General features: G+C 65.2%; 9 protein-coding genes and 1 pseudogene. 3 read left to right on the top strand and 7 right to left on the bottom strand.

From position 1 onward, the window contains the following. Positions 1 to 232 precede the first annotated feature (232 nt). Positions 233 to 319 (top strand): annotated as a pseudogene (locus L6D64_RS28360) (helix-turn-helix domain-containing protein); the annotation flags it as partial. Between the two features lie 174 nt (positions 320 to 493). Here the strand turns inward: L6D64_RS28360 and L6D64_RS03385 are convergent. Further along, positions 494 to 1,780 carry a Y-family DNA polymerase gene (locus L6D64_RS03385; protein ID WP_371870287.1) on the bottom strand — a complete coding sequence of 429 codons (1,287 nt, stop codon included), beginning with the start codon at positions 1,778 to 1,780 and terminating at the stop codon, positions 494 to 496. 127 nt (positions 1,781 to 1,907) lie between these two features. Here L6D64_RS03385 and L6D64_RS03380 point away from each other — a divergent pair, with 127 nt between their 5' ends. Then, positions 1,908 to 3,110 carry an MFS transporter gene (locus tag L6D64_RS03380; protein ID WP_176506186.1) on the top strand — a complete coding sequence of 401 codons (1,203 nt, stop codon included), beginning with the start codon at positions 1,908 to 1,910 and terminating at the stop codon, positions 3,108 to 3,110. Here L6D64_RS03380 and L6D64_RS03375 read toward each other — a convergent pair. Then, on the bottom strand, positions 3,107 to 3,535 hold the full coding sequence (locus L6D64_RS03375; RefSeq protein WP_176506185.1) for a LexA family protein: 429 nt from the start codon (positions 3,533 to 3,535) through the stop codon (positions 3,107 to 3,109). The genes L6D64_RS03380 and L6D64_RS03375 overlap by 4 nt on opposite strands. A gap of 102 nt (positions 3,536 to 3,637) precedes the next feature. On the opposite strand from L6D64_RS03375, the gene L6D64_RS03370 reads away from it, so the two are divergent. After that, a complete protein-coding gene (locus L6D64_RS03370) occupies positions 3,638 to 4,342 on the top strand; it encodes an SOS response-associated peptidase family protein (RefSeq protein ID WP_176506184.1) in 705 nt (234 codons plus the stop codon). 76 nt (positions 4,343 to 4,418) lie between these two features. On the opposite strand, the gene L6D64_RS03365 is transcribed toward L6D64_RS03370, so the two are convergent. The 5 genes from L6D64_RS03365 to L6D64_RS03345 form a co-directional block, all read right to left on the bottom strand. Continuing rightward, positions 4,419 to 6,224 (bottom strand): ABC transporter ATP-binding protein/permease, encoded by a 1,806-nt coding sequence (locus L6D64_RS03365; RefSeq protein ID WP_176506183.1) that lies wholly within the window; start codon positions 6,222 to 6,224, stop codon positions 4,419 to 4,421. 201 nt (positions 6,225 to 6,425) lie between these two features. After that, positions 6,426 to 6,629 (bottom strand): formate dehydrogenase subunit delta, encoded by a 204-nt coding sequence (locus tag L6D64_RS03360; RefSeq protein WP_176506182.1) that lies wholly within the window; start codon positions 6,627 to 6,629, stop codon positions 6,426 to 6,428. After that, complete coding sequence (fdhF, locus tag L6D64_RS03355) at positions 6,626 to 9,496, bottom strand: formate dehydrogenase subunit alpha (protein ID WP_176506181.1); 2,871 nt, start codon at positions 9,494 to 9,496, stop codon at positions 6,626 to 6,628. Before fdhF ends, L6D64_RS03360 begins: the two co-directional genes overlap by 4 nt. Continuing rightward, positions 9,493 to 11,052, bottom strand: coding sequence for a formate dehydrogenase beta subunit (locus L6D64_RS03350; protein WP_176506180.1), 1,560 nt, complete (start codon positions 11,050 to 11,052; stop codon positions 9,493 to 9,495). Before L6D64_RS03350 ends, fdhF begins: the two co-directional genes overlap by 4 nt. Then, positions 11,046 to 11,528: a formate dehydrogenase subunit gamma gene (locus L6D64_RS03345; RefSeq protein ID WP_176506179.1), complete on the bottom strand. Its 483-nt coding sequence runs from the start codon at positions 11,526 to 11,528 to the stop codon at positions 11,046 to 11,048. The genes L6D64_RS03350 and L6D64_RS03345 overlap by 7 nt, the downstream gene beginning before the upstream one ends. Between the last annotated feature and the right edge of the window lie 228 nt (positions 11,529 to 11,756).

The raw sequence follows: 11,756 nt of genomic DNA, 5'->3' as shown, positions 1-11,756 counted from the left end.
GGGCTGCACAGCAGCCCCGGCGATCTCAAACCAAACCACCCTCTCAGCAACCTCTCGATACAACCGCTCGCTTCTTGATCTCAGGTAGGCAAAGCAAAATATCTACGTCAAAGACGTAGGGATGCAGTAGGCTGACGATCATTGAAGCGCCACTATTCTCCTGGCAATGGCCCAACTACTGGAGCGAGGAAGAGCACGGGGCATTCATGTCCTATCTGGCCAACGACCCTGACGTATGCCGTCGGGGGCAGCGCGGTCTCTTCTGCACATTGCGGCTTCTCGCCCGGATGTGTTTCGTGAGGTTCTTCAGGCGCGCTGATTGGCTTGCGACCCTCGCCTCACCAACCCCTACAAAACCAGAACGGGCCGGGTCTGCGGCCCTATCAACAATCAGCTATCCCTTTTCCGGACCTTGGAGCACAGCCCCAGCCACGTGTGGCTTAGATAGGACTAGCAAAGCCAGCGTTTTGCCATCGCGCTGTCCAGTTTTGAGTCACCGTGCCGGAATGGTCCAAAGCTGCTCAAATATCGTGGTAAACCCCGCACTCATCAATTCCCGCCGCATCGCCCACTGCGCCGCCGCCGGCACCGCCGCACTGCGCAGCGTCCCCCTCCCCCAGCGCCCGTTGACGCCGTCGATCACCTGCATCACCCGCTCGGCCTTCACGCTCTGCGTCGGCGTAAACAGATCAGCGGTCACCTCCCCACGCTGGCACAATTCCATCAGCAACACCTCGGCCTTGCTGTAGCGAAACCCCTCGCGATACACCCGCTCCACCGCTTCCAGCGCCATGCGTGTCAGCAACCGCTCGTCATCGGTCGGGTACGGCAGCTGCACCACCACGCCGTTGGCGTAGCGCGGTTCATCGGGGTTGAACATGCCGGTGCGGATACTCACCCGCATCCGCTGCGCCAATGAGCGCTGCTTGCGCAATTTTTCCGCCGCCCGCATCACGTAGGTGGCCACGGCTTCCTTGAGCGGCGCAAGGTCGGTCAGGCGCTGGCCGAACATGCGGCTGCAGCAGATTTCCTGGCGTGGCGGGTCGACCTCCTCCAGTTGCAGGCACGGCGTGCCGGCCAGTTCGCGGGCGGTCTTTTCCACCACCACGCTGAAGGTCTTGCGCAGCAGGCCGGGGTTCGCGCGGGACAGGTCCCAGGCAGTGCGGATGCCCATCGCTTGCAGGTGTGCCGTAAGCCGTTTGCCGATGCCCCAGACTTCCGACACATCACAGCGTTTCAGCACCCGCTCGTAACGCAGCGGGTCGCGCAGATCGACCACCCAGCCGCTGTGCACCGACCAGCGCTTGGCCGCGTGGTTGGCCAGCTTGGCCAGGGTCTTGGTGCCAGCGATACCGACCCCCACCGGGATGCCGGTGTGCTTGAACACCCTGGCGCGGATGTCACGGCCGAGGCGGTCCAGATCGCCGGGCATACCGGACAGGTCAGCGAAGGCTTCGTCGATGGAATACACCTCCAGCGCCGGGACCATGCCCTCGATGACCGTCATTACCCGCTGGCTCATGTCACCGTACAACGCATAGTTGGAGGAAAACGCCACCACACCATGCCGACGCAACAGGTCTTTGACCTGGAAGTACGGTTGACCCATCTTCACCAAAGGCTTGGCCTCGGCGCTGCGAGCGACGACGCAGCCGTCATTGTTGCTGAGCACGACGATGGGCGTACGTTGCAGGTCCGGGCGAAACACCCGCTCGCAGCTGGCGTAGAAACTGTTGCAATCAATCAGGGCAAAAACTGGGGTAGGCTTCATTGCAAACATCATCAATACTGTATTTATATACAGTTAATCACAACGCCTTGCCCATGCCTCCCGCCACTCATCCGATTTGCATCCTGCGCACGCAGTCCTACAGTTTCGAACTGTGACAACCCCATCGAGGCTTCCGATGCACAGTGGCGAAAAGTCCGAACAAGGCAGCACCGCCAAGGCCCTGCCGAAGATTCCTCGCAGCGTCTGGGCGCTGGGCTTCGTGTCGATGTTCATGGACATCTCCTCGGAAATGATCCACGCCCTGCTGCCGCTGTACATGGTCACCGTGCTCGGTACGTCGGTGGTCGCCGTTGGCTTCATCGAGGGTATCGCCGAGGCCACCGCGTCGATCACCAAGGTGTTCTCCGGCGCACTCAGCGACCGCCTCGGCAAGCGCAAGCTGCTGACGGTGGTGGGCTACGGCCTGGGCGCGCTGACCAAACCGGTGTTCCCGCTGGCCTCCGGCCTGGAGTGGCTGACCGCGGCGCGCTTCGTCGACCGCATCGGCAAGGGCATCCGCGGTGCCCCGCGCGATGCGCTGGTCGCCGACGTGACGCCGGCCGAACTGCGTGGCGCGGCATTCGGCCTGCGCCAGACGCTGGACACCGTGGGGGCTTTCCTCGGCCCATTGCTGGCGATCGGGCTGATGTGGCTGACGGCGAGCCATTTCCAGACGGTGTTCTGGGTGGCGGTGATCCCGGCGTTCGTCGCCGTGTACATTCTCGTTGCCTTCGTCCGTGAGCCCGAGACAGCGCCCAGCGCGCGGCCGGTGCGCTCGCCGCTGGCATGGCACGAACTGGCGCGCCTGGGCCCGGCCTACTGGCGCCTGACCGGCCTGGCCATGCTGTTCACCCTGGCCCGGTTCAGCGAGGCGTTCCTGCTGCTGCGCGCCCAGGATATGGGCCTGGCGCCGTTGTGGGCGCCTGCGGTGCTGGTGCTCATGGCCCTGGCCTATTCGCTGTCGGCCTACCCGGCCGGCGCGCTGTCAGACCGCGTCGGCCGCCGTGGCGTGCTGATGACAGGGCTGGGCCTGCTGATCGCCGCCGACCTGTTGCTGGCCCTGATGCCAGGCTGGGCCGGGCTGGCGCTCGGGGTTGCCGCCTGGGGCCTGCACCTGGGGTTCACCCAGGGCATCTTCGCCGCGCTGATTGCCGACCGTGCACCGGCCAGCCTGCGTGGCACCGCGTTCGGCCTGTTCAACTTGCTGACTGGGGTGGCACTGCTGGGCGCCAGTGTGGTGGCCGGGCTGCTGTGGGATGGCGCCGGGTTCCAGGCGACCTTCCTGGTCGGGGCGGGTTTTGCCGGCGCCACCCTCGTCGGAGTGATGCTGCTGCGCTAAGCCGGTTCATGGCTGCGCACACTGAACGTCACCACGCCCCAGATCATGAAGTCGTCACCCTCCATGAGGTAGCGTGGCGCATAGCGCGGGTTTTCCGAGCGCAGCAGCACTTGCCCGGCGACGTACTGCAGCCGCTTGCACAGCGGCTCGCCATTGACTGCGGCAATCACGATATGGCCATGGCGCGCCTCGATCGAACGGTCGACGAGCACCAGGTCGCCATCAAAGATGCCGGCACCTTGCATGCTGTCGCCGTCTATCCTGACCAGATAGATATGGGGTGCCCGCAGGTTGAGCAGCTCGTCCAGCGAGATGGGCTGCTCCATGTGGTCGGCAGCAGGTGACGGAAAGCCCGCCGGGACACGGAACAGATAGCGCGGCACGGCAACACTGCCGCCCGTGATGGGACCCAGGATGAAAGTCATGCGACGGCCTTGATGTTTAGCTGTATGCATATACAGTAAACGCCGTAGCAGGCATCCGGTCAATTTCGCCGCAGGATATTTCGACAAGTGGGGGTAGATGCCATGTGTGGACGCTTCGCCCAGTACCAGGGCCTGGCCGACTACCTGCGTGAACTGGACGCCGAACAGGACGTGATCAGCGGGTACGACAACGTGCCGATCGGCCGCTACAACGTCGCCCCCGGCAGCCGCGTGCTGATCCTGCATCACGCCACCGATGGCCTGCGCATCGACCCCTGCCATTGGGGTTGGGCGCCGTTCTGGGCCACGGGCAAGCGGCCGGCACCGATCAACGCGCGGGTCGAGACGGTGACCTCCGGCAAGTTCTTCAAGGCCCTTTGGCCGCAAGGGCGGGCTTTGGTGATGGCTGACGGCTGGTACGAGTGGGTGGCTGACCCGCATGACCCCAAGCGTAAACAACCCTATTTCATTCGCCTGAAAAACCAGGCCCCGATGTTCATGGCGGCGCTGGCCGAGGTGCGTGCCGGGCGCGAGCCTAACGAAGGCGATGGCTTCGTGATCATCACCGCCGCCAGCGATGCGGGGATGGTCGATATCCACGACCGCCGGCCCCTGGTGCTGAGCCCGGAGCATGCCCGGGCGTGGATCGACCCAGAGGTACCTGCCGACGAGGCCGAACGCCTGGCGCGGGAACAGTGCCTGCCGGTGGAGGCGTTCGAGTGGTTTGCGGTGGGCAAGGAAGTGGGGAATGTGCGCAATGAAGGGGCTGAGCTGATCGTGATGCTGGATAGCGAGCATCAGCCCTGAGCTTCGGTTGCCAGTGCCGGCCTCTTCGCGGATAAACCTGCAAAGAGGCCGGCACTGGCAACCCATCTGCTGCACGTTAAGCCAGAACCTCCTGCTGGCGCAGCGACCAGCCGCCCTGCCCATCCACTTCCAGCCGGTGGGTATGGAAGTCGGCCAAGGTGCTGCGATGCCCCACGCTCACCAGCAAGGTCTCGGGCATCTCCTTACGCAGCAACGCATACATCGCATGCTCCAGCCCTTCGTCCATCGCCGAGGTGGATTCATCGAGGAACACCACCTGCGGCCGGTTGAACAGCACCCGGGCAAACGCCAGGCGTTGCTGCTCACCGACCGAGAGAATGTTCGACCAGTCGCAACTCACCGCCAGCCGCTCGGCCAGGTGCGCCAGGTTGACCTCGCGCAGGGCCTGCTGCATGCGCGCTTCATCCTCCGGCCGGCTGTCGGCCGGGTAGGCAATGGCGGTGCGCAAGTCGCCCAGCGGCAGGTAAGGCCGCTGCGACAGGAACAACGCCTGGGTCCCCGATGGCCGCAGGACTTCGCCCTCGGCATACGGCCACAGGCCTGCCAGGGCGCGCAGCAAGGTGGTCTTGCCGCTGCCCGACGGCCCTTTGATCAGCAGCGCCTGGCCGCCCTGCAGGCGCAGGTCGAGGTCGGCAATCAGTGCATGCCCGTCCGGGCGCAGCACCTGCAGGCCAATGATATCCAGGGCGCGTGGCTGGTCTTTGGTCAGCACCCGTGGCAGCGCACTGGCCTGGTCGTTGGCATTGAGGAAGCCGGTCAAACGGTCGAGGGTGGCGCGGTACTGGGCAAAGGTGTCGTAGGACTCACGGAAGAATGACAGCGAATCCTGCACCTGGCCGAACGCCTGGGAGGTCTGCATCACGTCACCGAGCTTGATCGCCCCGCTGAAGAAGCGTGGCGCCTGCAGGATGAACGGGAACACCACCGCCACCTGGCTGACACCGAGGTTGAAACCGCTGAACTTCAGGTTCCGGAACACCAGCGCCCAGACGTTGGCGATCAGCGCCCCGAAGCGTCCGAGCAAGGTTGCCCGTTCGACCGGCGCGCCTTGGTAGAAGGCGATGTTCTCGGCGTTCTCGCGCAGGCGCATCAGCGCATAACGGAAGTTCGCCGTGAGTTTTTCGTTGAGGAAGTTCAGGCGGATCAACGGCTGGCCGAGGCGGAAGGCAATCCAGGTGGCGATCAGCACATAAACGTACACCGCAAACACCATCGCCCGGGGTATTTCATACCCTGCGACCGTCAGCGGTGCCGACAGGCCCCAGAGGATGCCAGTAAAGGCCACCAGCGAAACCAGCGCGCTGACCGCGCCCAGGGCCAGCGACACCGAATGAGTGACGAACGCGCTGACGTCCAGTTCGATACGCTGGTCGGGGTTGTCCACCGGCTCGGCGAGGAAACGGCCGCGGTAATAGGCATCGCCTTTCATCCAGTCGCCGGTCAGGCGCTCGGTCAGCCACACCCGCCATTGAATGCTGAACGCCTGGGTCACGTAGAAGGTGAACAGCGAACGCAGCACATGGATGGTGGCCAGCACTGCGAACACCCCCAGCAGGTACCAGAAGGCCGTCTGGTCGAGAGCCTGCAGGGCGCTGTAGAAACCGTTGTACCAGAACGAAAACAGCACGTTCAGGCGCACCGAGAACAGCGTCAGCACCAGCAGCAGGCCGAACACCAGCAGCGGGCGCCAGCTGCGGCGGAAGGTGAAGTAAGGCCCCGCCAGCTGCCAGAACTGGCTGCCCCAGCGCGTGTAGCGCACGGCCAGGAAAGCTGCAGCGGTGAAGCCGATGAGGGTGATGAACGAGGCGATTGCAAGCCAGCTCAGGCTCTCTTGCAGGGCCTGGTGCCAGTTCATGTCCATAGAAGATATCCGTGACGAGGGTTTCCGCGAGCGTAGCATTGCGCTGGGATTCGTCTTGCATAAATGACGGACATTTCATTTTTCCTGTTCCGGCCTCTTCGCGGGTAAACCCGCTCCCACAGGGGTGTGCACAAGGTCTGAAACCAGTGCAGTACCTTGTGGGAGCGGGTTCACCCGCGAAAGGGCCGGTACAAGCAAGCGCTAGGCCAGGGCCTCCACCACCTTGGCATCCAGCCCTTCCTGCCCATGATCAGCAATCCACTCCCCCAGCTGCCGGCGCATCGCCGGGGTCCAGAAGCTGTTCAGGTGCTGCCTCACGCCCTGCACCGCCTGCGCCCGGTTTGGCTCGCTGTCGAAGTAGTGGGCAATCTGGTTGGCCATCTTGACCAGATTTTCACTGCTCATCGGCGCACCTCGGCTTTTTCCGCAGTGCGGCGCTCCTTGAGCAGACGCCGCTGTTCGTCACTGAAGTCCTGATAGCGCTTCTGCCATTCCGACGGCTGGAACACCTTCACCACCTCCACCGCCGTGACCTTGTATTCCGGGCAGTTGGTGGCCCAGTCGGAGTTGTCGGTGGTGATCACGTTGGCACCGGACTCGGGGAAATGGAAGGTGGTGTACACCACCCCTGAGGCTACCCGCGTGCTGACCTTGGCACGCAGCACAGTCTGCCCTGCACGGCTGCCGATACCGACCCAATCGCCGTCATGGATGCCGCGGCTTTCAGCGTCGTCGGGGTGGATCTCCAGCCGGTCGGCATCGTGCCACGCGGTGTTGCTGGTGCGTCGGGTCTGCGCGCCGACGTTGTACTGGCTGAGGATGCGCCCGGTGGTCAGCAGCAACGGGTAACGGCTGTTGACCCTCTCGTCGGTGGGCACATAACCGGTAAGCATGAAGCGCCCCTTGCCGCGCACGAACTGCTCGATGTGCATGGTCGGGGTGCCGTCCGGGGCGGCGTCGTTGCACGGCCATTGCAGGCTGCCGTGGCGGTCGATCTCGGCATAACTGACGCGGTGGAAGCTCGGGGTCAGGCGGGCGATCTCGTCCATGATCTCGGACGGGTGGCGGTAGTCCATCGGGTAGCCCAGGGCATTGGCCAAGGCCACGGTAGCCTCCCAGTCGGCCTTGCCGGCGAGCGGTTCCATGACCTTGCGCACCCGCGAGATGCGCCGCTCGGCGTTGGTGAAGGTGCCGTCCTTCTCGAGGAACGAGCTGCCCGGCAGGAACACATGGGCGAACTTGGCCGTCTCGTTGAGGAAGATGTCCTGCACCACCACACATTCCATGGCGCGCAGGGCGGCGGTGACATGCTGGGTGTTGGGATCGCTCTGGGCGATGTCCTCGCCCTGGCAGTACAGCGCCTTGAAACTGCCATCGAGCGCGGCTTCGAACATGTTGGGGATACGCAGGCCCGGATCGGGCTGCAAGGTCACGCCCCACGCCTGCTCGAACTCGGCCCGCACCTCCTCGTTGGAGATATGCCGGTAGCCCGGCAGCTCATGGGGGAACGACCCCATGTCGCAAGAGCCCTGCACGTTGTTCTGCCCACGCAGCGGGTTCACCCCTACCCCTTCGCGGCCGATGTTACCAGTGGCCATGGCCAGGTTGGCGATGCCCATGACTGCGGTGCTGCCCTGGCTGTGTTCGGTCACCCCCAGGCCGTAGTAGATCGCCGCGTTGCCACCGGTGGCGTACAACCGGGCGGCGCGGCGGATCTGCTCGGCGGGCACGCCACATACGGGGCCCAGGGTTTCCGGGGCGTTTTCAGGCAGGCTGACGAAGTCACGCCAGCGGGCAAAGTCCTCGGTTTCGCAGCGGGCGTCGATGAACGGCTGGGCCAGCAGCCCCTCGCTGACGATCACATGGGCCAGGGCATTGAGCATGGCCACGTTGGTACCGGGGCGCAGCTGCAGGTGCAGTTCGGCACGGGCGTGGGGCGAGTCGACCAGGTCGATGCGCCGTGGGTCGATGACGATCAGCCGTGCGCCTTGGCGCAGGCGGCGCTTGAGCTGCGAGCCAAATACCGGGTGGGCGTCGGTTGGGTTGGCGCCGATCACCAGGATCACATCGGCCTGCATCACTGAATCGAAGCTCTGGGTGCCAGCCGACTCACCCAGGGTCTGCTTCAGGCCATAGCCGGTCGGCGAATGGCAAACCCGGGCGCAGGTGTCCACGTTGTTGTTGCCGAACGCCGTGCGCACCAGCTTTTGCACCAGGTAGGCTTCTTCGTTGGTGCAGCGGCTGGAGGTGATGCCGCCGATGGAATCGCGCCCGTACTTGAGCTGGATGCGGCGGAACTCGCTAGCGGCGTAGGTCACCGCCTCGTCCCAGCTGACTTCCTGCCACGGGTCTTCCAGGCGCTTGCGGATCATCGGCTTGGTGATGCGATCGGGGTGGGTGGCATAGCCCCAGGCGAAGCGCCCCTTGACGCAGGCGTGGCCGTGGTTGGCGCCGCCATTCTTGTCCGGGACCATACGCACCAGCTGGTCGCCCTTCATCTCGGCGCGGAACGAGCAGCCCACGCCGCAATAGGCGCAGGTGGTGATCACCGCACGCTCGGGCTGGCCAAGCTGGACCAGGCTCTTCTCGGTGAGGGTCGCCGTCGGGCAGGCCTGCACGCAGGCGCCACACGACACGCATTCGGAGGCCAGGAAGTTGTCGCCACCGGCTGCCGCTACCCGCGACTCGAAACCGCGCCCGGTGATGGTCAGGGCGAAGGTGCCCTGGATGTCTTCGCAGGCACGCACGCAGCGGCTGCAGACGATGCATTTGCTGGGCTCGTAGTCGAAATACGGGTTGGAGGTGTCCTTCTTCTCCGCCAGGTGGTTGGCGCCGTCATAGCCGTAGCGCACCTCGCGCAGGCCGACCTGGCCGGCAACGGTCTGCAGTTCGCAGTTGCCGTTGGCCGAGCAGGTCAGGCAATCCAGCGGGTGGTCGGAGATGTACAGCTCCATCACGTTGCGGCGCAGGTCGGCCAGGCGCGGGGTTTGTGTGCGCACGACCATGCCCTCGCTGACCGGCGTGGTGCACGAGGCCGGGTAGCCACGCATGCCGTCGATTTCCACCATACACATGCGGCACGAGCCGAAGGCTTCGAGGCTGTCGGTGGCGCACAGCTTGGGGATGCTGGTGCCAAGCAGGGCGGCGGCGCGCATCACCGAGGTGCCGGCCGGCACGCTGATGCTGCGGCCATCGATATGCAGGCTGACCTGCACGTCGCTGTCACGGGCCGGCGTGCCCAGGTCGGTCTCTGGATCGAAATAGTTGATCACTGTGCGGCCTCCGTGGTGGTCAGCCCGAAATCGGCGGGGAAGTACTTGAGGGCGCTGGCCACCGGGTAGGCGGTCATGCCGCCCATGGCGCACAGCGAGCCGTACTGCAGGGTGTCGCAGAGGTCGCGCAGCAGCAGCGCCTGGTCATGGCGCTCGGTGAAGTCGCGGCTCGCAATCAGCCGGTCGACCACCTCCATGCCACGGGTCGAGCCGATCCGGCACGGGGTGCATTTGCCGCAGGATTCCTCGGCGCAGAACTGCAGGGCGAAGCGCGCCATGCTGGCCATGTTCAGGGTATCGTCGGCCACCACCACGCCACCATGGCCGAGCATCGCGCCCATGGCGGCGAAGGCCTCGTAGTCCAGCGGCGTATCGAAGTGGCTGGGCGGTACCCAAGCGCCGAGCGGGCCGCCGACCTGGGCGGCCTTGAGCGGCCGACCGCTGGCGGTGCCGCCGCCGTAGCCTTCCACCAGTTCGCGCAGGGTCAGGCCGAAAGCGCGCTCCACCAGGCCACCGTGGCGGATGTTGCCGGCCAGCTGGAACGGCATGGTGCCCAGCGAGCGGCCCATGCCGAAATCGCGGTAGAACGCCGCGCCCTCGGCGAGGATGGTCGGTACCGAGGCCAGGGTAAGCACATTGTGCACCAGGGTCGGCAGGCCGAACAGGCCTTCGAGCGCGGGCAGCGGCGGCTTGGCGCGGACGATGCCGCGTTTGCCTTCGATGGATTCGAGCAGCGCGGTTTCCTCGCCGCAGATATAGGCACCGGCCCCCACCCGTACTTCCAGGTCGAAGGCCTGGCCGCTGCCGGCCACGTCGCTGCCCAGGTAACCGGCGCCGCGGGCGATGGCGAAGGCCTGGTTGAGCACGCGGATGGCGTCGGGGTACTCCGAGCGCACATAGATGTAGCCTTTGTCGGCCCCGACAGCGAGACCGGCGATGATCATGCCTTCAATCAGCAGGAAGGGGTCGCCCTCCATCAGCATGCGGTCAGCGAAGGTGCCAGAATCGCCTTCATCGGCGTTACACACCACGTACTTTTGCGCTGCACTGGCGTCACGCACGGTGCGCCACTTGATGCCGGCCGGAAACGCCGCGCCGCCACGGCCGCGCAGGCCGGAGTCGAGCACCGTAGCGACCACGGCGGCGCCGTCCATCGCCACCGCCTTTTCCAGGCCCTTGAACCCGCCATGGGCACGGTAGTCATCCAGCGACAACGGGCGGGTGATGCCAGCGCGGGCGAACAGCAGGCGTTGCTGGGTTTTCAGGTAGGGGATTGCTTCGACCGGGCCCAGCGCCAGCGAATGCCCCGGGGGTTCACCCGTCAGGGCGTCAAGCAGCGACGGCACGTCTGCCGGGCTGACCGGGCCGAAGCCCTGGCGCCCTTCGCTGCTTTCGCACTCCAGCAGCGGCTCCAGCCAATACAGGCCACGCGAACTGGTGCGTTGAACATCGACGGGCAGTTGGCGACGCGCGGCCTCGGCCTGTATTGCATCGGCGAGCTGATCGGCACCGACTGCGCGGGCGACCGAGTCACAGGGAATGAACAACTTCAGCATGTTTCACCCTCCAGGCAACCGTTCACCAACGCCCGCAGGCGCTCAGGGGTAAGCCGCGCATGTACCTGGCCATCCAGCTCCAGCGCCGGCGAACAGGCACAAGCGCCCAGGCAGTACACCGGGCGCAGGCTGATGGCACCGTCGGCGCTGGTGCCATGGTCATCCAGCGCCAGGTGTTCACGCAGTTGCGCAGCCAGGGCTTCGCTGCCTCGGCTCTGGCACGATTCGGCGCGGCACAGGCGCAAGGTGTGACGGGCAGGCGGTGAGGTGCGGAAGTCGTGATAGAAACTGATCACCCCGCGCACCTCGGCGAGGCTGAGGTTAAGGGCATGGGCGATTTCAGGAACAGCAGCTTCGGGGATGAAACCGACAGCGTCCTGGAGAGCGTGAAGGATCGGCAACAGCGCGCCGGGAGCGTCCTTCTCGCGGGTCAGGATGTTCTGGATTACCGGCAGGTGAAGCAGTTCATCAGGCATACAGCGGACCTCGGCATCACGGACCCTGCCTGAATTATTGTGGAGGGCAGGTATCCGGCGTGTTCTGCTGCGGCACACCGGCCACGTCACGGTGGCGTGGGCGCGGTGGCCTCCTTGCCGATGGCCGTGCGTCTGCGCGCACTGGGCTCATGGGCATCCCACAAGCATGGCAGTTGTGACGCCGTTAGGTTGCGTGCGAGCGACCAGGCGCATCCTGAAACCGACCTC

Origin of the sequence: Pseudomonas urethralis, assembly GCF_021602465.1 — a bacterium.
Taxonomy (GTDB): domain Bacteria; phylum Pseudomonadota; class Gammaproteobacteria; order Pseudomonadales; family Pseudomonadaceae; genus Aquipseudomonas; species Aquipseudomonas vlassakiae.
Note: the sequence above shows the minus strand (reverse complement) of the source record. Positions and strands in the feature narration are given on the sequence as shown.